The organism is Pseudomonas sp. GW823-FHT05G12 (genome assembly GCF_058795575.1).
Genome location: NZ_CM179501.1, coordinates 2,969,280 through 2,991,462, shown reverse-complemented (window position 1 = coordinate 2,991,462; position 22,183 = coordinate 2,969,280). Strand labels below are relative to the sequence as shown.

The following is a 22,183-nucleotide window of genomic DNA, read 5'->3' as shown; positions in this document are numbered from 1 at the left end:
CACGAAGGGCCATACGCCATGAGCACGCCACCGACATCCCATCGCATTCCGTCCCGTATCGCCGCACCGCTGCTGCCGCTGGCGCTCGCGGGCCTGCCGCTGTCGGCCTTCGCGCAGGGCCTGCCGACCATGGAAGACCCATCGCGCGGCCAGGGCAGCGGCATCCTGCAGACCCTGCAGAACTACGGCTACGACATCGTGCTGCTGATCGCGCTGCTCGTGGTCGCCTCGATGTTCATCGGTGTCTGCTATCACGCCTACACACGCTACTCGGAGATCCACACCGGCCGCGCCACCTGGGGCCAGTTCGGCCTGACGGTCGCCGTGGGCGCGATCCTGTTGGTGGTCGGCATCTGGCTGCTCACCAAAGCCACCGGCGTGCTGTAAGGGCGGCAAGCGATGGCCGATCCTTCGGAGACCCCGCGCGACACGCTGGTGACCTTCCTGCCGCACCGGCTGAACCGCCAGCCGGTGGTCGTGCGCGGGCTGACCGCCGATGAGTTGTGGATCTGCGCCGGCCTGTCTGCCGCAGCCGGGTTCGCGCTCGGCCTGCCGCTGGCCTGGCTCACGCACAGCATCGCCATGGTGCCCACGCTGATCGTCGCCGGCATCGCGCTGGGCGTTTTCGTCGGCGGCGGCTTCCTGCGCGCGCAGAAGCGCGGTCGGCCCGACACCTGGCTGTACCGGCAGCTCCAGTGGCGGCTGGCCTTGCGGAATCCGGCGCTGGCAGCGCTCCTGGGCGGCCAGCGCCTCGTCACCCGCTCGGGCTACTGGACGACCCGGCGCAATGCCGATCGAGGTGCGCCATGAGTCGTTTCAAGAACGAGGTTGCGCATCTGCAGGCGCACGTGAAGACGCTGCGCTTGGGCGCCGGCGCGCTGTTCGCGGTGGCGCTGCTGCTCGGCTTCGGTTGGTGGAGTGCGCCGAAGAGTCTGACCATCCATGTGCCGCCGGACCTGCGCTCGGGCAGCACGCGCAAGTGGTGGGACGTGCCGCCCGAGAGCGTGTATGCCTTCTCGTTCTACATCTGGCAGCAGGTGCAGCGCTGGCCCACGAACGGCGAAGAAGACTATCCACGCAACCTGCGCGCGCTGTCGGCCTACCTGACACCGAGCTGCCGGGCCTTCCTGCAGCAGGACTACGAATACCGGCGCGCCAGTGGCGAGCTGCGTCGGCGCGTGCGCGGCATCTACGAGATTCCCGGCCGCGGCTACGGCGACGATCCGGCCACGCGCGTCAAGGTGGTTTCCGGCCGCGATTGGATCGTCACGCTGGACGTGAGCGCGGACGAATACTACGGCTCCGAGCAGGTCAAGCGCGCCCTGGTGCGCTACCCCATTAAGGTCGTCCGGCTGGACATCGATCCCGAGCGCAACCCCTTTGGCCTGGCGCTGGACTGCTACGCCGGCGCACCCCAGCGCATCGAACCGCCGCCGACGCCGACCCGGGCCGGTGCGCCCGCCAACGCATCCGGCCGCCTGCAGGGAGGCTCCCCATGAAATCCGTCGCCTCGTCGGCCCTGGCCGGCGTCCTGCTGATCCTCGGTTTCGTGCCGGCCAGCCAGGCCGTGGAAATCCTGCGCTGGGAACGCCTGCCGCTGGCGGTGCCGCTGGTGGTCGGCCAGGAGCGGGTGATCTTCATCGACCGCAACGTGCGTGTCGGCGTACCGGACAGCGCGGCCGCGCACCTGCGGGTGCAGAGCGCGGGCGGCGCGATCTACCTGCGGGCCAGCGAGCCGCTGCCGCCGACGCGACTGCAGTTGCAGGACGTGGAGTCCGGCGCGTTCATTCTCCTCGACATCGCCGCCGAACTAGCGCAGGACGGCCAGGCGCCACTGGAGCCGGTGCGCATCGTGGCAGCGGAAGCCCCCGCGAAGCGCTACGGCGGCAGTGCAGCAAGCGGTGCGGACGAGCGGGCCGATGGGCCCGCAGACGAATCCGTTCCCCGGCGCGAAACGCCGGTGCCGGTCGTGCTGACGCGTCATGCCGCACAGAACCTGTACGCGCCGCTGCGCACCGTCGAGCCGGTCGCCGGCATCGGGCGCGTGAACCTGCGCCGCGACCTCGCGCTGGACACCTTGCTGCCGACGCTGCCGGTGCACGCGCGGGCGCTGGCCGCGTGGCGCCTGGAAGACCAATGGGTGACGGCCGTGCGACTGACCAACACGGCCGCGCGCTGGCTCGACCTCGACCCGCGCGCCCTGCAGGGGAACTTCGTGGCGGCGACCTTCCAGCATCCGAACCTGGGGCCGGCCGGCACCCCGTCCGACACCACGGTGCTCTACCTGGTCACGCGCCGCCACGGCCTGGCCGAGTCCCTGCTGCCGGCGCTGAGCCCGATCGACGCCACCGTGAACCTGCCGCCGGCCGCCGCGGCCGGCTCGACTGGAGGAGCGCGCGATTGAAGAGTAATCCGCTGCTCAAGTGGCTGCTGATCCCGATGGCGCTGCTACTGGTGTTCGTCGGAATCAAACTGTTCTCCGGCGCCCCGGGCGGCCAGCCCGCCCCCAAGGGCGCGGCCGGTACGCTCACGCCCGAGGAGATGAAGGCCCTGGGCATCGCCGGCGACACGCCGCGCGATACCGTCGCCACGCTGGTGGCCCAGGTCAAGCAGCTGCGCACCGAGCTGCAGAGCGCGCTCGGCGACAACAGGCAGCACAAGGCCGAGAACGAGCGTCTGCGGGCGCGGGAAAGCGCGATCGACCAGCGCATCCAGAGCGCGCTGGAAGGCGAGCGCAACCGCCTGGAGCAAGAGCGCACCCAGGTGGCCAGCGACAGGCAGCAGACCCAGGGGCTACTGCAGGACTTGCAGCGGCAACTGGACGGCCTTGCCGGCAAGGGTGGCCCGTCCGACCTGCCCGTCGGCCTGGGGCTGGAAGAGGGCGACGGGCAGCGCCTCGACCGCGGCACCAGTGGCACGCAGTGGGTCGAGCCCGACGATGCCAAGGTCGACGCCACAAACGGCAGCAAGGAGCCGAGCTTTCCCCAGAGCTTCGTGCCGGCCCAGAAAAGCCTGTCGGCCGCAGTGGAATCCGTCGCCGACGTCGGCAGCAGCGCGGTGGGCGCATCCGCGCAGGCTGTCTACACCGTGCCGTCGAACTCGACGCTCATGGGGTCGATTGCCATGACGGCGCTGATCGGGCGCGTGCCGATCGACGGAACCGTAAACGACCCGTACCCGTTCAAGGTGCTGATCGGTCCGGACAACCTCACGGCCAACGGCATCGACATCCCCGACGTGGCCGGCGCCGTGGTCAGCGGCACGGCCTCTGGGGACTGGACGCTTTCGTGCGTGCGCGGGCAAATCCGTTCGGTCACTTTCGTGTTCCACGACGGCACCATCCGCACCGTGCCCGAGGACGGTAACCAGGACCAGCGCGGCGGGCAAGCCAGTGCCAACAGCACGACGACTGCCACGCCCGGCCTGGGCTGGATCAGCGATCCCTACGGCATTCCCTGCGTCAGCGGCGAGCGGCGCAGCAACGCGCAGCAGTACCTCGGCAGCCAGGCGCTGATCACCGCGGCCTGCGCGGGGCTGCGCCGGGCACTCGCCCGCACGCCGGCCCATCGCATCGACGCCGGCCTCGGCCAGGTCAATCTCGGCTATCACAGGCATCGCTACACGCAGCCCTGCGAGCTGCTGGACCCGTACCGCAACCTCGCCATCGCTGCGGAAATCCTGCGCGAACAGCACACGCCGGGCGAGGACTGGCTTCTTGCCATCGGCCGCTACCACCGGCCCGCCGGCGGGGCACCCGCGGCGCGCTACCGGCGCAGTGTGCATCGGCACCTGACCCACATGCTCGACACCAGCGTTCCCGTTCCAACCCTCCAGGCCGCTACGCCATGAACCACATCGTCCTCATCGCCGCCATCGGACTGCTGTCCACGACCATCGTCTTCGCCCAGACCGCCTCCGCGCCTCTGATCGTCGTCGAAGACCGCGGCGGCGACTCCGCGCTGCCGTACTACCGGCCGCTGAATCCCCAGCCGGACGACACCGCGCGGCCAGCCCCGCTGCCACGCCCGCGCGTGGGCAACTCGGCCGAGGCCGCGATGCTGCCAGTGCGCTCGGCGAACCTGTCGCCGGGTGACGTGCCGCACCGCGTGATCCGCGCGCCGGGCCTGACGCCGCTGTTCCTGGTCGGCGACGACGCACGCTCGCGCGCCTGGCTGCGGCAGCGCCACGCCACGCCGCGCTGCGCTGCGAGAGCTGGGCGCCGTGGGCCTGGTGGTCAACGTGGAGTCGATGGCGGCGCTGGTCGAGCTGCGCCACCTGGCGCCCGGCCTGACCCTCGCGCCGGCCTCCGGCGACGACCTGGCCCAGCGCCTGGACCTGCGCCACTACCCGGTGCTCATCACGTCCACCGGCATCGAGCAGTAGGTGCGCAAATGGCCCAGCCGCATGCGGTCGAGGTTCTGCTGCGGCCAGCGGTGGAGCTTTATACCGTGGCGGTTTGCACCGGCGCCGCGATTCTGTGCCTGGTGGCACCGTGGTCGCTCGCGCTGAACCCGCTGCTCGGCCTGGGCTCGGCGCTGGCCTTCCTGAGCTTCGGCGCGATTCGCCTGCGCGATGCCTGGGCGATCCTGCGCTATCGCCGCAACATCCGCCGCCTGCCGCGCTACGTGATGACCAGCCGCGACGTGCCCGTGAGTCAGCAACGGCTGTTCGTCGGCCGTGGCTTTCGCTGGGAGCAGCGGCACACGCACCGGCTGATGCAGACCTACCGGCCGGAGTTCCGCCGCTATGTCGAGCCGACGGCGATCTACCGCGCCGCCCGGCGGCTGGAGGAGCGGCTTGAGTTCGCGCCGTTTCCCGTCTCGAAGCTGGCGCGAGCGCTGGCCTGGGACAGCCCGCTCAACCCGGCGCGGCCGCTGCCGCCGCTCGGCGGACTGCCGCGCCTGCATGGCATCGAGCCGAACGAGGTCGACGTCACCCTGCCGCTGGGCGAGCGCGTCGGCCACACCCTGGTGCTGGGCACCACGCGCGTGGGCAAGACGCGGCTGGCCGAGCTGTTCATCACCCAGGACATCCGCCGCAAGGTCCGCGGCGAGCACGAGGCGGTGATCGTCTTCGACCCCAAGGGCGATGCCGACCTGCTCAAGCGCATGTACGTCGAGGCCAGGCGCGCCGGGCGCGAAGGCGAGTTCTACGTCTTCCATCTGGGCTGGCCCGACATCTCGGCGCGCTACAACGCCGTCGGCCGGTTCGGGCGGATCTCCGAGGTGGCCACGCGCATCGCCGGACAGCTCTCGGGCGAAGGCAACAGCGCCGCGTTCCGCGAATTCGCCTGGCGCTTCGTCAACATCATTGCCCGCGCCCTGGTCGAGCTGGGGCAGCGGCCGGACTACCTGCTGATCCAGCGCCACGTCATCAACATCGACGTGCTGTTCATCGAGTACGCCCAGCACTATTTCGCCAGGAACGAGCCGAAGGCCTGGGAGGTCATCGTCCAGCTCGAAGCGAAGCTGAACGACAAGAACATCCCGCGCAACATGATCGGGCGCGAGAAGCGCGTGGTGGCCCTCGAACAGTACCTGTCCCAGGTGCGCGTCTATGACCCGGTGCTCGACGGCCTGCGCAGCGCCGTGCGCTACGACCGGACGTACTTCGACAAGATCGTCGCTTCGCTGCTGCCGCTGCTGGAGAAGCTCACCACCGGCAAGATCGCGCAACTGCTCGCACCGAACTATTCCGACCTGTCCGACCCGCGGCCGATCTTCGACTGGATGCAGGTCATCCGCAAACGCGCGGTGGTCTACGTGGGGTTGGATGCGCTGTCCGACGCCGAAGTCGCGGCGGCGGTGGGCAACTCGATGTTCGGCGATCTGGTCTCGGTCGCCGGCCACATCTACAAGTTCGGCATCGACGACGGGCTGCCGGGCGTAGCGGCAGTCGCCAGGATCCCGATCAACGTCCACGCCGACGAATTCAATGAACTCATGGGCGACGAGTTCATCCCGATGGTCAACAAGGGCGGCGGTGCCGGCGTGCAGGTGACGGCCTACACGCAGACCTTGAGCGACATCGAGGCGCGCATCGGCAATCGTGCCAAGGCCGGCCAGGTGGTCGGCAACTTCAACAATCTGTTCATGCTGCGCGTGCGCGAGACCGCCACCGCCGAACTGCTGACGCGACAACTGCCCAAGGTCGAGGTGTACGCCACGGCACTGATGAGCGGCGCCACCGACAGCTCCGACCCGCACGGCAATACCGCGTTCACGTCCAACACCCAGGACCGCATCAGCAGCAACAGCGTGCCGTTGATCGAGCCGGCGCATGTGGTGGCGCTGACCAAGGGGCAGTGCTTCGCGCTGACCGAGGGCGGCAACCTCTGGAAAGTCCGCATGCCGCTGCCGGCACCCGACCCCGACGAAGCCATGCCGAAGGATCTGCAGGAGCTGGCCGGCTACATGCGACAGCACTACGTCGAGGCAGGCGACTGGTGGGAGAACCAGGGCATCCCCGGCCTGCAGGACGAGGCGCTGCCCGACGACCTGCTGGACGACTTCAGGCAGATGGTCGCCGCTGAAGAGGCCGAAGCATGAGCGATCCGGCCGTCGCGGCACAGCGCCAGCAGCAACGACAGCAGGGGCTGATCGCCGGCCTGGTCACGCTGCCGTTCCGCTTCTTCGGCGTGCTGTGCGGCGCGCTGCTGCTGTGCATCCTGATCGAATGCGTCGGCATGCACTTCTTCTGGCCCGATCAGGGCTGGCGCCACGCGCACGGCATGCTGCACTACGAGCTCGATCAGCTCTCCACGCATTTCACGCGCAGCGCGCTGGTGCAGGAGCCGGGGCGCACCGCGTACCGGCTGGTCGAACAGGGCTACGACTGGCTGTTCGTGAAAAGCGGCCTGCTGGACTGGATACGCGACGCCTCCGCGCAGGCCAGCGCCGGCAGCCACCGCCCGACCAAGGATTTCCGCTACTACATCGGCCTAGTCTACGTGAACGTGGAGAGCTACCTGATCGCGGCGGCCTACACGACGCTGGTCTTCCTCGTGCGGCTGCTGGTGCTGTGCCTGACCCTGCCGCTGTTCCTGATGGCCGCCTTCGTCGGCCTCGTGGACGGCCTGGTGCGCCGGGACATCCGCCGCTTCGGCGCGGGACGCGAGTCGGGGTTCATCTATCACCGCGCCAGGGCCAGCCTGATCCCGCTGGCCGTACTGCCGTGGGTGACTTACCTGGCACTGCCGGTCAGCGTGAACCCGCTGCTGATCCTGCTGCCCAGCGCCGCACTGCTCGGCGTGGCGGTGTGCATCGCTGCGGCGACGTTCAAGAAGTATCTGTAGGTGCGACACGTTAATTTTGATCAGCAGTTCCTTAACGGGCTGCAGTGTCCGGTTTGATAGGGATAAGTCCAGCCTTGCAAGAAGCGGATACAGGAGTGCAAAAAATGGCTATCTCTAGAAAGGCCTACCCCTTAGGCTTTATGCAACAGAAACAATAATAATGGAGTCATGACCATGACAATGCACCTGGGGCTCGACTATATAGATAGTCTCGTTGAAGAAGATGAGAACGAGGGCATCTACCGCTGCAAGCGCGAGATGTTCACCGACCCTCGGCTGTTCGATTTAGAGATGAAACACATCTTTGAGGGCAACTGGATTTATCTCGCCCACGAGAGCCAGATTCCCGAGAAGAACGACTATTACACCACGCAGATGGGCCGGCAGCCGATATTCATCACACGCAACAAAGATGGTGAGCTGAATGCCTTCGTCAATGCCTGCAGTCACCGCGGCGCCACGCTCTGTCGCTTTAGGAGTGGAAACAAGGCCACCCACACCTGCTCGTTCCACGGCTGGACCTTCAGCAATTCGGGCAAGCTGCTCAAGGTCAAAGACCCCAAGGGTGCCGGCTATCCGGACAGCTTCGACTGTGACGGCTCGCACGACCTGAAGAAAGTTGCGCGCTTTGCTTCCTACCGCGGATTTCTATTCGGCAGCCTGCGCGAGGACGTCGCCCCGTTGGAAGAGTTCCTCGGCGAGTCGAGGAAGGTCATCGACATGGTCGTCGACCAGTCGCCCGAAGGTCTGGAAGTGCTGCGCGGTTCCAGTACCTATGTTTACGAAGGCAACTGGAAAGTGCAGGTCGAGAACGGTGCCGACGGCTACCACGTCAGTACTGTTCACTGGAACTACGCCGCCACCCAGCAGCAGCGCAAGCTGAGAGAAGCGGGCGATGATATTCGCGCCATGAGCGCCAGTAGCTGGGGCGGGGATGGCGGCGGTTTCTACTCCTTTGAAAACGGCCACCAGATGGTCTGGGCACGCTGGGGTGACCCGAAAAACCGCCCGCTGTTCGCCGAGCGAGATCGCTTAGCCAGCGAGTTTGGTGAAGCCCGTGCCGACTGGATGATCGGCGTCTCCCGCAACCTCTGCCTCTACCCGAACCTCTACCTGATGGACCAGTTCGGCTCGCAGTTGCGTATCACCCGTCCGCTGTCGGTGGATAGAACCGAAATCACCATCTACTGCATCGCGCCCAAAGGCGAAAGCGCCGAGGCGCGTGCCCGCCGTGTCCGTCAGTACGAGGACTTCTTCAATGTCAGCGGCATGGCCACCCCGGACGACCTGGAGGAATTCCGCGCCTGCCAGGAGGGCTTCGCCGGCGGGGGGATGAACGACATGTCCCGTGGCGCCAAACACTGGATCGAGGGGCCGGACGAGGGCGCGAAGGAGATCGATCTGCATCCGAAGCTGAGCGGTGTCCGCTCGGAAGACGAAGGCCTGTTCGTCATGCAGCACAAGTACTGGCAACAGCAGATGATCAAGGCCGTCAAGGCAGAACAGGATCGGCTGATCCATGCGGAGGGCGTGTAAATGACTATCTCCTACGAAGCCGTGCGCGATTTCCTTTACCGCGAAGCACGCTACCTCGACGACAAGCAGTGGGAAAGCTGGCTGGAAATGTACGCGCCGGACGCCACTTTCTGGATGCCGGCCTGGGACGACCGCGACCAATTGACCGAAGACCCGCAGAGCCAGATCTCGCTGATTTGGTACGGCAATCGCAGTGGCCTAGAGGATCGGGTGTTCCGCATCAAGACCGAGCGTTCCAGTGCCACCATTCCGGACACCCGAACCAGCCACAACATCAGCAATTTGGAGTTGCTCGAGCAGTCCGATGGCGTCTGTAAGCTGCGCTACAACTGGCACACCATGAATTATCGGTACAAGACGGTGGACCACTTCTTTGGCACCAATTTCTGCACTCTCGACACATGCGGCGAGACCCCGCTGATTACGGCCAAGAAGGTCGTGCTGAAGAACGACTACATCCGCCAAGTTATCGATGTATACCACGTCTGAGGTGCCGCCATGACACACAAGGTTGCACTGAACTTCGAAGACGGCGTCACTCGTTTCATCGATGCTAATACTGGCGAGACTGTTGCTGATGCAGCCTACCGCCAAGGCATCAATTTACCCCTGGACTGCCGAGACGGTGCATGCGGCGCCTGCAAATGCTTCGCTGAGAGCGGCCGCTACAGCCTCGGCGAGGAGTATATCGAGGATGCACTTAGCGAAGCCGAAGCCGAGCAGGGCTACGTGCTGACCTGCCAGATGCGCGCCGAAAGCGACTGCGTGATTCGCGTTCCGGCCGCATCGGACGTCTGCAAGACCCAGCAGGCCGGCTATCAGGCAGCGATCAGCAACGTGCGTCAGCTGTCCGAGAGCACCATCGCGCTGTCTATCAAAAGCGCATCGCTGAACCAGTTGGCGTTCCTGCCAGGCCAGTACGTCAATCTGCAAGTGCCGGGCAGCGACCAGACCCGCGCCTATTCCTTCAGCTCGCTGCAAAAGGATGGCGAGGTCAGCTTCCTGATCCGCAACGTGCCGGGCGGGCTGATGAGCAGCTTCCTGACCAGCCTCGCCAAGGTCGGCGATAGCGTCAGTCTGGCTGGACCGCTGGGCGCGTTCTATCTGCGCGAGATCAAGCGGCCGCTGCTGTTGCTGGCGGGCGGTACCGGCCTAGCGCCGTTCACCGCGATGCTGGAGAAGATCGCCGAGCAGGGCGGCGAGCACCCGCTCCATCTGATCTACGGCGTCACCCATGACCACGACCTGGTTGAAATGGACAAGCTAGAGGCATTCGCCGCGCGCATTCCCAACTTCAGCTACAGCGCCTGCGTCGCCAGCCCAGACAGCGCCTATCCGCAAAAGGGCTATGTGACCCAGTACATCGAGCCCAAACACCTCAACGGCGGTGAGGTAGATATCTACCTTTGCGGTCCGCCACCGATGGTCGAGGCGGTCAGTCAGTACATCCGGGCACAGGGCATCCAGCCGGCCAATTTCTATTATGAGAAGTTCGCCGCCAGCGCCTAGAGGCTCCTTTGGTCCGCTTACTAGGTGAGCGGGCCTGTTTTATTCGGGCAGTAGGGCCCAGGTTCTCTGCGAACTTTCCCAAATTGCATCCGGGCTACACAACCGAGGTGGTTCATGAACAAACGTTTCCAGGGCAAGGTTGCCGTTATCACCGGCGCCGCCCAGGGCATCGGTCGCCGCGTGGCCGAACGGATGGCGGCCGAAGGCGGTCGGCTGCTGCTGGTCGACCGTTCCGAGCTAATACATGAGCTGGCCGACGAACTGGTCGGAGTCGCTGAGGTGCTGACCCTGACCGCCGACCTTGAGCAGTTCGCCGAGTGCCAACGGGTGATGGCGGCGGCGCTCGAGCGCTTCGGTCGTCTGGATATTCTGATCAACAACGTTGGCGGCACCATTTGGGCTAAGCCATTCGAGCATTACCAGGAACGCGAGATCGAGGCCGAAGTGCGGCGTTCACTGTTTCCTACCCTATGGTGCTGCCACGCCGCGCTGGCGCCCATGATCGAGCAGGGCAGTGGCGCCATCGTAAATGTTTCCTCCGTTGCCACGCGCGGGATCCATCGCGTGCCTTACGGCGCGGCGAAGGGTGGCGTTAACGCCCTTACCGCCTGTCTGGCCTTTGAAACCGCCGAGCGCGGCATCCGCGTCAACGCCACCGCACCGGGTGGCACCGAGGCGCCGCCACGGCGGATTCCGCGCAATAGCGCCGAGCCGAGTGAGCAGGAGAAGGTCTGGTACCAGCAGATCGTCGACCAGTCCCTCGACAGCAGCCTTATGAAACGCTACGGAAGCATTGACGAGCAGGTCGAGGCAATTCTGTTCCTTGCTTCTGACGCCGCCTCCTACATCACCGGTATAACTCTTCCGGTGGCAGGGGGAGACCTCGGCTGACCCTTATGTCTGGTTAAGAAGAGAAATCGACATGCGAAGAAGCAACGTACATAAGACCCCTGAGGCTCATTTTCGGGGTTATGGCGGCATCACCCAGAGCTGTTGGGGGATACTTCCGTCATGTTTAGTGTATCTGGGATGAATATGAACAGTGCCGGCTACGAGGTGTTCGAAGTGCTAAGCGGCCAGTCATTCCGCTGTGCGGAGGGCCAGTCGGTACTGCGCGCCATGGAAGCCCAGGGCAAGCGCTGCATACCGGTGGGCTGTCGCGGTGGCGGTTGCGGCCTTTGTAGAGTGCGGGTGCTCAGCGGAGCCTACCGGAGCGGACGCATGAGCCGCGGTCACGTGCCGGCCAAGGCCGCCGCCGAAGGCCTGGCCCTGGCCTGTCAAGTGTTTCCGCAAACCGACTTGACCATCGAGTACTTTCGCCACGTTGGCGGAAACAAACCTGACAACATGAACTATGAAGAGGTGACGTCATGAACAAAGGTGTAATGCGACCGGGCCATGTGCAGCTGCGTGTACTGGACATGAGCAAGGCCCTGGAACACTACGTCGAGTTGCTGGGCCTGATCGAGATGGACCGTGACGACCAGGGCCGTGTCTATCTGAAGGCTTGGACCGAAGTGGATAAGTTTTCCCTGGTGCTACGCGAGGCTGACGAGCCGGGCATGGATTTTATGGGTTTCAAGGTTGTGGATGAGGATGCTCTCCGGCAACTGGAGCGGGATCTGATGGCATATGGCTGTGCCGTTGAGCAGCTACCCGCAGGTGAACTGAACAGTTGTGGCCGGCGCGTGCGCTTCCAGGCCCCCTCCGGGCATCACTTCGAGTTGTATGCAGACAAGGAATATACTGGAAAGTGGGGTTTGAATGACGTCAATCCCGAGGCATGGCCGCGCGATCTGAAAGGTATGGCGGCTGTGCGTTTCGACCACGCCCTCATGTATGGCGACGAATTGCCGGCGACCTATGACCTGTTCACCAAGGTGCTCGGTTTCTATCTGGCCGAACAGGTGCTGGACGAAAATGGCACGCGCGTCGCCCAGTTTCTCAGTCTGTCGACCAAGGCCCACGACGTGGCCTTCATTCACCATCCGGAAAAAGGCCGCCTCCATCATGTGTCCTTCCACCTCGAAACCTGGGAAGACTTGCTTCGCGCCGCCGACCTGATCTCCATGACCGACACATCTATCGATATCGGCCCAACCCGCCACGGCCTCACTCACGGCAAGACCATCTACTTCTTCGACCCGTCCGGTAACCGCAACGAAGTGTTCTGCGGGGGAGATTACAACTACCCGGACCACAAACCGGTGACCTGGACCACCGACCAGCTGGGCAAGGCGATCTTTTACCACGACCGCATTCTCAACGAACGATTCATGACCGTGCTGACCTGATGGTCCGGTACGACTTATTGCAGAGATTGTGCAGATGAAAGAAATCAAGCATTTCATTAGCGGTGCCTTCGTCGGTTCGGCCAGCGGCAAGCTGTTCGACAATGTCAGCCCGGCCAACGGCCAGGTGATCGGCCGCGTCCACGAGGCCGGCCGCGCCGAGGTCGACGCCGCGGTCAGGGCGGCACGCGCTGCGCTGAAGGGACCCTGGGGGAAGATGACGGTGGCCGAGCGCGCTGAGATTCTGCATCGCGTGGCCGATGGCATCACGGCGCGCTTCGGCGAGTTTCTCGAGGCCGAATGCCTGGACACCGGCAAGCCGAAGTCGCTGGCCAGCCACATCGACATTCCGCGCGGCGCGGCCAATTTCAAGGTGTTCGCCGACCTGCTCAAGAATGTTGCCAATGAAGCCTTCGAGATGGCCACCCCGGACGGCGCCGGTGCACTCAACTACGGCGTGCGCCGGCCCAAGGGGGTGATCGGGGTGATCAGCCCGTGGAACCTGCCGCTGCTGCTGATGACCTGGAAAGTCGGCCCGGCCCTGGCCTGCGGCAACTGCGTGGTGGTCAAACCATCCGAGGAAACCCCGCTGACCGCCACCCTGCTCGGCGAGGTGATGCAGGCCGCCGGTGTGCCGGCCGGCGTGTACAACGTGGTGCACGGTTTCGGCGGCGATTCGGCCGGGGCCTTCCTCACCGAGCACCCGGACGTCGACGCCTACACCTTCACCGGCGAGACCGGCACCGGCGAAACCATCATGCGCGCCGCGGCCAAGGGCGTGCGCCAGGTGTCGCTGGAGCTGGGCGGCAAGAACGCCGGCATCGTCTTCGCCGACTGCGATATGGACAAGGCCATCGAGGGCACCCTGCGCTCGGCCTTCGCCAACTGCGGCCAGGTCTGCCTGGGCACCGAGCGGGTGTATGTCGAGCGGCCGATCTTCGACGCGTTCGTCGCCCGCCTGAAGGCCGGCGCCGAAGCGTTGAAGATCGGCGAACCGAACGATCCAGAGGCCAATTTCGGCCCGCTGATCAGCCATAAGCACCGTGAAAAAGTCCTCAGTTACTACCAGCAGGCAGTCGACGACGGCGCCACCGTTGTCACCGGCGGCGGCGTGCCGGAGATGCCGGCGCACCTGGCCGGCGGCGCCTGGGTGCAGCCGACTATCTGGACCGGCCTGGCCGACGATTCGGCGGTGGTCACCGAGGAAATCTTCGGCCCCTGCTGCCATATCCGCCCGTTCGACAGCGAGGAGGAAGCCATTGAACTGGCCAACAGCCTGCCTTACGGCCTGGCCTCGGCGATCTGGACCGAGAACGCTTCGCGCGCCCACCGCGTCGCCGGGCAGATTGAGGCCGGCATCATCTGGGTCAACAGCTGGTTCCTGCGCGACCTGCGCACCGCCTTCGGCGGCAGCAAGCAGTCGGGCATCGGGCGCGAAGGGGGTGTGCACTCGCTGGAGTTCTACACCGAGCTGAAAAACATCTGTGTGAAACTTTGAGGACCTGGTCATGAACGCACCGCAGCAAAGCCCTGAAATCGGTCGCGAAATCCTCGCCGCCGGCTACCGCACCAACCTGCATGATCAGGGCGAAGGCTTCCCGGCTCTGCTGATCCACGGCTCCGGCCCCGGCGTCACCGCCTGGGCCAACTGGCGCGGGATCATTCCGCAGCTGGCGCAGACGCGCCGGGTGATCGCCCCGGACATGCTCGGCTTCGGCTACAGCGAACGTCCGGCCGATGGCAAGTACAGCCAGGCGCGCTGGGTCGAGCATGCCATCGGCGTGCTCGACGCCCTCGGCATCCAGCAGGCCGACATCGTCGGCAACTCGTTCGGCGGCGGGCTGGCACTGGCACTGGCCATCCGTCACCCCGAGCGTGTGCGCCGGCTGGTGCTGATGGGCAGCGTCGGTGTGTCTTTCCCCATCACCGCAGGACTGGAAACAGCCTGGGGCTACACGCCGTCGCTGGCCAACATGCGCAGGCTGCTCGATCTGTTCGCCCACGACCGCACCCTGGTCAACGACGAGCTGGCCGAGCTGCGCTACCAGGCCAGCATCCGCCCCGGCTTTCAGGAGTCGTTCGCCGCGATGTTCCCGCCGCCACGGCAGAACGGAGTCGACGATCTGGCCAGCAACGAGACCGATATCCGCGCCCTGCCCAACGAAACCCTGGTCATCCACGGCCGCGAGGATCGGATCATCCCGCTGCAGGCTTCGCTGACCCTCGCGCAGTGGATTCCCAACGCCCAGCTACACGTGTTCGGCCAGTGCGGCCACTGGACCCAGATCGAACACGCCGAGCGTTTCGCCCGCTTGGTCGAGAATTTCCTCGCCGAGGCCGACGCCCTCCATTCCTGAGAGAGACCGATATGGACAAGACATTGATCAACGAACTCGGCGACGAGCTCTACCAGGCGATGGTCCAGCGCGAGACCGTCACGCCGCTGACCAGCCGCGGCTTCGACATCAGCGTCGAGGACGCCTACCACATTTCCCTGCGCATGCTGGAACGGCGCCTGGCCGCCGGCGAGCGGGTGATCGGCAAGAAGATCGGCGTCACCAGCAAGGCCGTGCAGAACATGCTCGGCGTGCACCAGCCGGACTTCGGCTACCTCACCGATGCCATGGTCTACAACAGCGGCGAAGCCATGCCGATCAGCGAGAAGCTGATCCAGCCGCGCGCCGAGGGCGAGATCGCCTTCATCCTCAAGAAGGACCTGATGGGGCCGGGCGTGACCAACGCCGACGTGCTGGCTGCCACCGAATGCGTGATCCCCTGCTTCGAAGTGGTCGATTCGCGCATCCAGGACTGGAAGATCAAGATCCAGGACACCGTGGCGGACAACGCCTCCTGCGGGCTGTTCGTGCTCGGCGACCAGGCCGTCTCACCGCGCCAGGTCGATCTGGTCACCTGCGGCATGCTGGTCGAGAAGAACGGCCAGCTGCTCTCCACCGGCGCTGGAGCGGCTGCGCTCGGCTCGCCGGTCAATTGCGTCGCCTGGTTGGCCAACACCCTCGGCCACTTCGGCATCGGCCTGAAGGCCGGCGAAGTGATCCTGTCCGGCTCGCTGGTTCCGCTGGAACCGGTCAAGGCCGGTGATTTCATGCGCGTCGAGATCGGCGGCATCGGCAGCGCCTCCGTGCGCTTCATCTGATCGAGGACAGCCTGATGAACAAGAAACTGAAAGTAGCGATCATAGGCCCAGGCAACATCGGCACAGACCTGATGATCAAGGTGATGCGCAACGCACAGTACTTGGAAATGGGGGCCATGGTGGGTATCGACCCGGCCTCCGATGGCTTGGCCCGTGCTCAGCGCATGGGCGTGGCGACCACCCATGAAGGCGTCGAAGGGTTGATCAACCTGCCGGAATTCGCCGACATCGATTTTGTCTTCGATGCCACTAGCGCCTCCGCCCATGTGCAGAACGATGCCTTGCTGCGTCGTGCTAAACCCGGCATCCGCCTGATCGACCTGACCCCGGCGGCCATCGGCCCCTACTGCGTACCGGTAGTGAATCTGGAAGAGCACCTCGCCAAACTCAACGTCAACATGGTCACCTGCGGTGGCCAGGCCACCATCCCTATGGTCGCCGCGGTCTCGCGTGTGGCCAAGGTGCATTATGCCGAAATCGTCGCCTCGATCGCGTCGAAATCGGCTGGTCCCGGCACTCGCGCCAATATCGACGAGTTCACCGAGACCACCAGCAAGGCCATCGAAGTGATTGGCGGCGCCGCCAAGGGCAAGGCGATCATCGTCATGAACCCGGCCGAGCCGCCGCTGATCATGCGTGACACGGTGTTTGTACTGTCCGAAACCGTCGACCAGGCACAGGTCGAGGCCAGCGTAGAGGAGATGACCAGCGCCGTGCAGGCCTACGTGCCGGGCTATCGTCTCAAGCAGAAGGTGCAGTTCGACGTGATTCCCGAATCCGCGCCGCTGCATATCCCAGGCCTCGGCACATTCAGCGGTTTGAAGACCTCGATCTACCTCGAAGTCGAAGGTGCCGCCCACTATTTGCCGGCCTACGCCGGCAACCTCGACATCATGACCTCCGCCGCGCTGGCTACCGCCGAACGCATGGCGCAGTCGCTGCTGAACGCCTGAGGACCGAACCATGACCTTCAACCCCGGCAAGAAACTCTATATCTCCGACGTAACCCTGCGCGACGGCAGCCATGCGATTCGTCACCAGTACTCGATCCAGAATGTTCAGGACATCGCCCGCGCGCTGGACAAGGCCCGTGTCGACTCCATCGAAGTGACCCACGGTGATGGCCTGCAGGGCTCCAGCTTCAATTACGGTTTCGGTGCGCACAGCGACCTGGAGTGGATCGAGGCCGCCGCCGATGTGATCCAGCACGCCCGGGTCACAGTGCTGCTGGTACCCGGAATCGGCACCGTGCATGACCTGAAAGCCGCCTATGACGCCGGCGCCCGCTCGGTGCGCGTGGCCACACACTGCACCGAGGCGGATGTCTCGCGACAGCACATTGAGTATGCCCGTGAACTGGGCATGGACACCGTCGGCTTTCTAATGATGAGCCACATGATTCCGGCTGAGCAACTGGCAGCGCAAGGCAAGTTGATGGAGACCTACGGCGCACAGTGCATCTACATGGCCGATTCCGGTGGCGCGATGAACATGAACGACATCCGCGACCGCATGCGCGCTTTCAAGGCGGTGCTGAATCCGCAGACCCAGACCGGCATGCATGCGCACCACAACCTCAGCCTCGGCGTGGCCAATTCCATCATCGCGGTGGAAGAGGGCTGCGACCGCATCGACGCCTCGCTGGCTGGAATGGGCGCTGGCGCCGGCAACGCGCCGCTGGAGGTGTTCATCGCCGCCGCGGAGCGCCTCGGCTGGAACCATGGCACCGATCTCTACACGCTGATGGACGCCGCCGACGATATCGTCAGGCCGTTGCAGGACCGTCCGGTGAGAGTTGATCGCGAAACCCTCGGCCTGGGTTATGCCGGGGTCTACTCCAGCTTCCTGCGCCACGCCGAGGTGGCAGCCGCGAAGTATGGGCTGAAGACCCTGGACATCCTCGTAGAACTGGGCAGGCGCCGGATGGTCGGTGGCCAGGAAGACATGATCGTCGACGTCGCCCTCGATCTGCTGGCAGCCCGCAAGGAGCAACAGGCATGAATCGTACCCTCAACCGCGAGCAGGTGCTGGCACTGGCCGAGCACATCGAGAACGCCGAACTGCAGGCCCATGACATCCACAAGGTCACCAATGATTATCCGGAGATGACCTTTGCCGATGCCTACGACATCCAGTGGGAAATCCGCCGCCGCAAGGAGGAGCGCGGCAACAAGATCGTCGGCCTGAAGATGGGCCTGACCTCCTGGGCGAAGATGGCACAGATGGGCGTGGAGACGCCGATCTACGGCTTTCTCGCCGACTACTTCAGCGTGCCCGACGGTGGCGTGGTGGATTGCTCCAAGCTGATCCATCCGAAGATCGAGGCGGAAATCGCGGTGGTCACCAAGGCACCGCTGGTCGGGCCTGGTTGCCATATCGGCGACGTGATCGCCGCGGTCGACTACGTGATCCCCACCGTCGAGGTAATCGACTCGCGCTATGAGAACTTCAAGTTCGACCTGATCAGCGTGGTGGCCGACAACGCCTCGTCGACCCGCTATATCACTGGAGGCCGCATGGCCAATCTCGAGGATGTCGACCTGCGCACCCTTGGCGTGGTGATGGAGAAGAACGGCGAGGTGGTGGAACTCGGTGCCGGTGCCGCGGTGCTCGGCCATCCGCTGTCCAGCGTGGCGATGCTCGCCAACCTGCTGGCCGAGCGCGGCGAGCACATACCGGCCGGCACCTTCATCATGACCGGCGGCATCACCGCCGCCGTCGCAGTAGCGCCGGGCGACAACATCACCGTGCGCTACCAGGGGCTTGGCAGCGTCTCCGCGCGCTTCGTCTGAGCCATCCGGCCGCCCTGCCCGGGCGGCCTCTTCTTCAGGAGGCACACCATGCCTATTGCCCAGATCCACATCCTTGAAGGCCGCAGCGACGAGCAGAAGGAAACCCTCATTCGGGAAGTCAGCGAGGCCATCTCGCGCTCCCTGGATGCGCCGCTGACCAGCGTGCGAGTGATTATCACGGAGATGGCCAAGGGCCACTTCGGCATCGGCGGCGAACTGGCCAGCAAGGTCAGACGCTGAAGTGGAGATGCCCAAGGGCACTTCGGGTCGAGGAACCCGACCTGCATTGGGACGCGGCCACGGAGAGCGCGGGCAAACGCCGGCACTATAGCCAGTGGAGTTTGTAAAACGCTATTTCAGAGCTTGGAGAGTGTCTAAGAAAGCCGGGGCGATGCCAACCCATCCCTTCTTCGGCTACGTTCGTAATCAAGCCACTTCCTTTTTGCATTGACGCAGGGTGTCGGAAGGCAACTCGCCGAACGCGCTCCTATAGTTTTCAGCGAAGCGTCCCAAATGTAAGAAGCCGTAGTCTAGGGCTATCTCAGTTATACTACGCACATTGGCACTGGGATCGTTCAAGCAGGCGCGGATGCTTTCGAGCTTGCGGTTGCGGATGTAGTTCTTCGGCGTGGTGCCGGCATGCTTCTCGAACAAATTGTAGAGCGAGCGTGGACTCATCATCGCCAGCTCCGCTAACCGCTCAAGGCTGATATTCCGTTTGAGATTCTCCTCAATGAATTGAACGACTCGCTCGAAAGACGGGTTACCTTTGCTGAAAATTTCACGGCTGACATTGCTGCCCAGCATTTCGAGCAGCTTGGAAGCGATGATCCCCGCATAGTGCTCTTGGACCCGAGGCATCGACTTTGTATGTTCCGCTTCGTCACAAACTAACCCGAGTAGATTGATAAAGCCATCGAGTTGCTGGAGATTGTGTCGCGCGGCGAAACGGATACCCTCCCTCGGCTTGTGCCAATTGTTGTCACTGCATGCCCGATCAAGGACCACTGAGGGCAATTTAACGATAAATTTCTCGCAATCTTCTGAATAGGTCAGGTCGGCTTGGTCATCCGGATTGAGCAGCAATAGTTCGCCCGGCGCAAAATAGTGCTCCTGGCCATGGCCACGCCACAGGCAATGGCCTTTGAGTATTATTTGCAGATGATAACAGGTCTCTAATCCAGGCGAGATTACCCTCACGCTACCGCCGTAGCTGATTCGACACAGGTCGAGGCATCCGAAGATTCTGTGGTGCAGCCTGCCTGCCGGGCGCCCGCCCTTGGGCAGGCGAATAGAGTGCGTACCGACATACTGGTTAACATAATCGGAGACTGCATAGGGCTCGGCGTGGACGAAGATCTGACTTTTCTCGTTCAATAAGCAAAAATCCATAGTTCACGGTTCTCTTATTTTAATGTGGGCTGCTTGGTGTGATGTAGAAAGGCGCCAAGTCGATGAAAATGCATCTCGACGTGATGCGTATACGGGTTACCCCCATTGCCACGTTGCGCCATCCTTTTTGCAATCAGTGACCACTTTTCCAAGCAAAAATAACGCCAAGCAGAACGAAGACGTTCTTTTTAAGAAGCGAGAACACCAGAAGTTCGTGCTGTCGGGGCATGCGGCGACGAATTGGCGGATAAAGGGGATCTGCGTTGAGGTGGATTTCAGTTAATCAATTGGTTAATCTTTCAGGACCACCTAAGCAAATGCTAAAGTGGCAGATGGAATGCTGAGCCGGCAAGCACAGGCCTTGACGTTGCAAGGTAGTCATGACCGCAGTGAGCCTCTGATGTTCCGCCGGGTGGATCATCCCGATAAAAACAAGAGGAAAACAAATGTCGCTTACATACAAACCCAAGATGCAGCATGAGGATATGCAAGACCTTAGCAGCCAGATCCGTTTCGTTGCCGCCGAAGGCAAGATCTGGTTGGGAGAGCAGCGCATGCTGCTAATGCAGCTATCTACGCTGGCCAGCTTCCGTCGCGAAATTATCAGCTTGATCGGCGTCGAGCGGGCCAAGGGTTTCTTCCTGCGGTTGGGCTATCAGTCCGGCCTGATGGATGCCGAGCTGGCACGCAAGCTGCGGCCGGCCATGCGCGAGGAGGAGGTGTTCCTGGCTGGGCCTCAATTGTATGCGCTCAAGGGGATGGTCAAAGTACGCTTGCTGACAATGGATATCGCCATCCGGGACGGACGTTTCAACGTGGAGGCCGAGTGGATTGATTCCTTTGAAGTGGATATCTGCCGAACTGAGCTGGGCCTGATGAATGAGCCCGTCTGCTGGACGGTGCTAGGCTATGCTAGCGGCTATGGTTCGGCATTCATGGGCCGCAGAATCATTTTCCAGGAAACTAGCTGTCGCGGGTGCGGTGACGATAAATGCCTTATCGTCGGCAAGACCGCAGAAGAGTGGGGCGATGTCAGCAGTTTCGAAGCCTACTTCAAAAGCGACCCGATCGTAGACGAGCGCTACGAGCTGCAGACCCAGGTTGCCAACCTGCGCAACCGCCTGAAGCAGTACGATGGGCAGTATTACGGCATTGGCCATTCGCCAGCCTACAAGCGCATCTGTGAGACCATCGACAAGGCTGCACGCGGCAGGGTTTCGGTCCTGCTACTGGGTGAGACTGGGGTGGGCAAGGAGGTAATCGCGCGCAGCGTGCATTTGCGCAGTGAGCGCGCAGAGCAACCCTTCGTCGCGGTGAACTGTGCGGCAATTCCGCCGGATCTGATCGAGTCGGAACTGTTTGGTGTCGATAAGGGCGCCTATACGGGCGCGGTCAATGCACGCGCTGGACGTTTTGAACGGGCCAACGGCGGCACCATCTTTCTTGATGAGGTGATCGAATTGACGCCGAGGGCCCAGGCCACCCTGCTACGGGTATTGCAGGAAGGAGAGCTAGAGCGGGTCGGCGGCGACCGCACGCGAAAGGTCGACGTGAGGTTAATCACCGCAACAAACGAGAACCTGGAAGAGGCGGTCAAGATGGGGCGCTTTCGCGCAGACCTGTTCTTTCGGCTGAATGTTTTTCCCGTGCATATCCCGCCGTTGCGCGAGCGCGTGGAAGATATCCCGCTGCTGGTCGAGCATTTTCTTAGAAGGCACCATAAGGAATACGGTAAGAAGACTCTTGGCCTGTCTGATCGAGCGATGGAGGCCTGCCTCCACTACCAATGGCCAGGCAATATCCGCGAGCTGGAGAACGCCCTTGAGCGCGGGGTGATTCTTACCGAGAGCAACGAAAGCATCAATGTCGAGTCGCTGTTCCCGGGGTTGGCGACGGCTACCGAAGGCGACAGGCTATCGAGCGAGGGCCGGTTGGAGGAGGAGTCCGGTGACAGTTGGTTTAGGCAAATTATCGACCAGGGCGTCAGCCTCGAAGATCTCGAAGCGGGTTTAATGCGCACGGCCATGGACCGTTGTGGGCAGAATATCTCACAGGCGGCGCGGTTGCTGGGATTGACCCGCCCGGCAATGGCCTATCGACTTAAGAAGCTTGACCCCAGCTTATCTGTGAAAGCAATGGGCCGATAGCTGCTTTGCGCCAGGTTTGGGCCTTTCTAAGGTCCTTCGCGGATTCTGGGGAAAGAGCGAGTTGACAG

Annotated in this window: 21 protein-coding genes and 2 pseudogenes; 22 read left to right on the top strand and 1 reads right to left on the bottom strand. The window is 63.4% G+C overall.

Annotation, left to right across the window (positions count from 1 at the left end; genetic code table 11):
* Positions 1-18: 18 nt before the first annotated feature.
* The 21 genes and pseudogenes from AC3RCM_RS13550 (at position 19) to thmT (ending at position 18,816) form a co-directional block, all read left to right on the top strand.
* Positions 19-387 (top strand): TIGR03745 family integrating conjugative element membrane protein, encoded by a 369-nt coding sequence (locus tag AC3RCM_RS13550; protein WP_011005920.1) that lies wholly within the window; start codon positions 19-21, stop codon positions 385-387.
* 12 nt (positions 388-399) lie between these two features.
* Entirely contained in the window at positions 400-810 is a 411-nt protein-coding gene (locus AC3RCM_RS13545) for a TIGR03750 family conjugal transfer protein (protein ID WP_045633950.1), read from the top strand.
* Entirely contained in the window at positions 807-1,499 is a 693-nt protein-coding gene (locus tag AC3RCM_RS13540) for a PFL_4703 family integrating conjugative element protein (RefSeq protein WP_095159412.1), read from the top strand. Before AC3RCM_RS13545 ends, AC3RCM_RS13540 begins: the two co-directional genes overlap by 4 nt.
* A complete protein-coding gene (locus AC3RCM_RS13535; RefSeq protein ID WP_011005918.1) occupies positions 1,496-2,404 on the top strand; it encodes a TIGR03749 family integrating conjugative element protein in 909 nt (302 codons plus the stop codon). The genes AC3RCM_RS13540 and AC3RCM_RS13535 overlap by 4 nt, the downstream gene beginning before the upstream one ends.
* Positions 2,401-3,534 (top strand): annotated as a pseudogene (locus AC3RCM_RS13530) (TIGR03752 family integrating conjugative element protein); the annotation flags it as partial. The gene AC3RCM_RS13535 and the pseudogene AC3RCM_RS13530, both read left to right, overlap by 4 nt.
* A 311-nt stretch (positions 3,535-3,845) precedes the next feature.
* Positions 3,846-4,383: pseudogene (locus AC3RCM_RS13525) on the top strand (integrating conjugative element protein).
* 8 nt (positions 4,384-4,391) lie between these two features.
* The gene (traD, locus tag AC3RCM_RS13520) at positions 4,392-6,548 is read left to right on the top strand and encodes a type IV conjugative transfer system coupling protein TraD (protein ID WP_492629672.1); all 2,157 of its coding nucleotides are present in this window, start codon (positions 4,392-4,394) and stop codon (positions 6,546-6,548) included.
* Complete coding sequence (locus tag AC3RCM_RS13515) at positions 6,545-7,294, top strand: TIGR03747 family integrating conjugative element membrane protein (protein WP_134637673.1); 750 nt, start codon at positions 6,545-6,547, stop codon at positions 7,292-7,294. Before traD ends, AC3RCM_RS13515 begins: the two co-directional genes overlap by 4 nt.
* A 180-nt stretch (positions 7,295-7,474) precedes the next feature.
* Entirely contained in the window at positions 7,475-8,830 is a 1,356-nt protein-coding gene (gene benA / locus AC3RCM_RS13510; RefSeq protein WP_138868026.1) for a benzoate 1,2-dioxygenase large subunit, read from the top strand.
* Complete coding sequence (gene benB, locus AC3RCM_RS13505) at positions 8,831-9,319, top strand: benzoate 1,2-dioxygenase small subunit (protein WP_011005913.1); 489 nt, start codon at positions 8,831-8,833, stop codon at positions 9,317-9,319.
* 9 nt (positions 9,320-9,328) lie between these two features.
* The gene (gene benC, locus AC3RCM_RS13500; RefSeq protein WP_138868024.1) at positions 9,329-10,339 is read left to right on the top strand and encodes a benzoate 1,2-dioxygenase electron transfer component BenC; all 1,011 of its coding nucleotides are present in this window, start codon (positions 9,329-9,331) and stop codon (positions 10,337-10,339) included.
* A gap of 114 nt (positions 10,340-10,453) precedes the next feature.
* Positions 10,454-11,230, top strand: a complete 777-nt coding sequence (locus AC3RCM_RS13495) for a 1,6-dihydroxycyclohexa-2,4-diene-1-carboxylate dehydrogenase (RefSeq protein WP_045633697.1) — start codon at positions 10,454-10,456, stop codon at positions 11,228-11,230.
* Positions 11,231-11,374: 144 nt separating this feature from the next.
* The gene (locus tag AC3RCM_RS13490) at positions 11,375-11,713 is read left to right on the top strand and encodes a 2Fe-2S iron-sulfur cluster binding domain-containing protein (RefSeq protein WP_052258346.1); all 339 of its coding nucleotides are present in this window, start codon (positions 11,375-11,377) and stop codon (positions 11,711-11,713) included.
* Positions 11,710-12,633 carry a catechol 2,3-dioxygenase gene (locus AC3RCM_RS13485; protein ID WP_011005909.1) on the top strand — a complete coding sequence of 308 codons (924 nt, stop codon included), beginning with the start codon at positions 11,710-11,712 and terminating at the stop codon, positions 12,631-12,633. The genes AC3RCM_RS13490 and AC3RCM_RS13485 overlap by 4 nt, the downstream gene beginning before the upstream one ends.
* A 34-nt stretch (positions 12,634-12,667) precedes the next feature.
* Complete coding sequence (locus tag AC3RCM_RS13480) at positions 12,668-14,128, top strand: 2-hydroxymuconic semialdehyde dehydrogenase (protein ID WP_492629671.1); 1,461 nt, start codon at positions 12,668-12,670, stop codon at positions 14,126-14,128.
* A gap of 10 nt (positions 14,129-14,138) precedes the next feature.
* Positions 14,139-14,987 carry an alpha/beta fold hydrolase gene (locus tag AC3RCM_RS13475; protein WP_045633701.1) on the top strand — a complete coding sequence of 283 codons (849 nt, stop codon included), beginning with the start codon at positions 14,139-14,141 and terminating at the stop codon, positions 14,985-14,987.
* An 11-nt stretch (positions 14,988-14,998) separates the two neighbouring features.
* Positions 14,999-15,784, top strand: a complete 786-nt coding sequence (gene dmpE, locus AC3RCM_RS13470; RefSeq protein WP_045633702.1) for a 2-oxopent-4-enoate hydratase — start codon at positions 14,999-15,001, stop codon at positions 15,782-15,784.
* 14 nt (positions 15,785-15,798) lie between these two features.
* Complete coding sequence (locus AC3RCM_RS13465; RefSeq protein ID WP_095159414.1) at positions 15,799-16,737, top strand: acetaldehyde dehydrogenase (acetylating); 939 nt, start codon at positions 15,799-15,801, stop codon at positions 16,735-16,737.
* A gap of 10 nt (positions 16,738-16,747) precedes the next feature.
* The gene (dmpG, locus tag AC3RCM_RS13460) at positions 16,748-17,785 is read left to right on the top strand and encodes a 4-hydroxy-2-oxovalerate aldolase (protein ID WP_011005904.1); all 1,038 of its coding nucleotides are present in this window, start codon (positions 16,748-16,750) and stop codon (positions 17,783-17,785) included.
* A complete protein-coding gene (gene dmpH, locus AC3RCM_RS13455) occupies positions 17,782-18,576 on the top strand; it encodes a 2-oxo-3-hexenedioate decarboxylase (protein ID WP_095159415.1) in 795 nt (264 codons plus the stop codon). The genes dmpG and dmpH overlap by 4 nt, the downstream gene beginning before the upstream one ends.
* A 48-nt stretch (positions 18,577-18,624) precedes the next feature.
* Complete coding sequence (thmT, locus tag AC3RCM_RS13450) at positions 18,625-18,816, top strand: 2-hydroxymuconate tautomerase (protein ID WP_011005902.1); 192 nt, start codon at positions 18,625-18,627, stop codon at positions 18,814-18,816.
* A 186-nt stretch (positions 18,817-19,002) separates the two neighbouring features.
* On the opposite strand, the gene xylS is transcribed toward thmT, so the two are convergent.
* Positions 19,003-19,968, bottom strand: a complete 966-nt coding sequence (gene xylS, locus AC3RCM_RS13445) for a XylDLEGF operon transcriptional activator XylS (RefSeq protein ID WP_011005901.1) — start codon at positions 19,966-19,968, stop codon at positions 19,003-19,005.
* Between the two features lie 446 nt (positions 19,969-20,414).
* On the opposite strand from xylS, the gene AC3RCM_RS13440 reads away from it, so the two are divergent.
* Positions 20,415-22,115, top strand: coding sequence for a sigma-54-dependent Fis family transcriptional regulator (locus AC3RCM_RS13440; protein WP_095159416.1), 1,701 nt, complete (start codon positions 20,415-20,417; stop codon positions 22,113-22,115).
* Positions 22,116-22,183: the final 68 nt, after the last annotated feature.

What these genes read in the sequence shown, in the direction of transcription:
- AC3RCM_RS13550 (WP_011005920.1), top strand. Translation starts at nt 19, where the DNA reads ATGAGCACGCCACCGACATCCCATCGCATTCCGTCCCGTATCGCCGCA.
- AC3RCM_RS13545 (WP_045633950.1), top strand. Translation starts at nt 400, where the DNA reads ATGGCCGATCCTTCGGAGACCCCGCGCGACACGCTGGTGACCTTCCTG.
- AC3RCM_RS13540 (WP_095159412.1), top strand. Translation starts at nt 807, where the DNA reads ATGAGTCGTTTCAAGAACGAGGTTGCGCATCTGCAGGCGCACGTGAAG.
- AC3RCM_RS13535 (WP_011005918.1), top strand. Translation starts at nt 1,496, where the DNA reads ATGAAATCCGTCGCCTCGTCGGCCCTGGCCGGCGTCCTGCTGATCCTC.
- traD (WP_492629672.1), top strand. Translation starts at nt 4,392, where the DNA reads ATGGCCCAGCCGCATGCGGTCGAGGTTCTGCTGCGGCCAGCGGTGGAG.
- AC3RCM_RS13515 (WP_134637673.1), top strand. Translation starts at nt 6,545, where the DNA reads ATGAGCGATCCGGCCGTCGCGGCACAGCGCCAGCAGCAACGACAGCAG.
- benA (WP_138868026.1), top strand. Translation starts at nt 7,475, where the DNA reads ATGCACCTGGGGCTCGACTATATAGATAGTCTCGTTGAAGAAGATGAG.
- benB (WP_011005913.1), top strand. Translation starts at nt 8,831, where the DNA reads ATGACTATCTCCTACGAAGCCGTGCGCGATTTCCTTTACCGCGAAGCA.
- benC (WP_138868024.1), top strand. Translation starts at nt 9,329, where the DNA reads ATGACACACAAGGTTGCACTGAACTTCGAAGACGGCGTCACTCGTTTC.
- AC3RCM_RS13495 (WP_045633697.1), top strand. Translation starts at nt 10,454, where the DNA reads ATGAACAAACGTTTCCAGGGCAAGGTTGCCGTTATCACCGGCGCCGCC.
- AC3RCM_RS13490 (WP_052258346.1), top strand. Translation starts at nt 11,375, where the DNA reads ATGAACAGTGCCGGCTACGAGGTGTTCGAAGTGCTAAGCGGCCAGTCA.
- AC3RCM_RS13485 (WP_011005909.1), top strand. Translation starts at nt 11,710, where the DNA reads ATGAACAAAGGTGTAATGCGACCGGGCCATGTGCAGCTGCGTGTACTG.
- AC3RCM_RS13480 (WP_492629671.1), top strand. Translation starts at nt 12,668, where the DNA reads ATGAAAGAAATCAAGCATTTCATTAGCGGTGCCTTCGTCGGTTCGGCC.
- AC3RCM_RS13475 (WP_045633701.1), top strand. Translation starts at nt 14,139, where the DNA reads ATGAACGCACCGCAGCAAAGCCCTGAAATCGGTCGCGAAATCCTCGCC.
- dmpE (WP_045633702.1), top strand. Translation starts at nt 14,999, where the DNA reads ATGGACAAGACATTGATCAACGAACTCGGCGACGAGCTCTACCAGGCG.
- AC3RCM_RS13465 (WP_095159414.1), top strand. Translation starts at nt 15,799, where the DNA reads ATGAACAAGAAACTGAAAGTAGCGATCATAGGCCCAGGCAACATCGGC.
- dmpG (WP_011005904.1), top strand. Translation starts at nt 16,748, where the DNA reads ATGACCTTCAACCCCGGCAAGAAACTCTATATCTCCGACGTAACCCTG.
- dmpH (WP_095159415.1), top strand. Translation starts at nt 17,782, where the DNA reads ATGAATCGTACCCTCAACCGCGAGCAGGTGCTGGCACTGGCCGAGCAC.
- thmT (WP_011005902.1), top strand. Translation starts at nt 18,625, where the DNA reads ATGCCTATTGCCCAGATCCACATCCTTGAAGGCCGCAGCGACGAGCAG.
- xylS (WP_011005901.1), bottom strand. Translation starts at nt 19,968, where the DNA reads ATGGATTTTTGCTTATTGAACGAGAAAAGTCAGATCTTCGTCCACGCC.
- AC3RCM_RS13440 (WP_095159416.1), top strand. Translation starts at nt 20,415, where the DNA reads ATGTCGCTTACATACAAACCCAAGATGCAGCATGAGGATATGCAAGAC.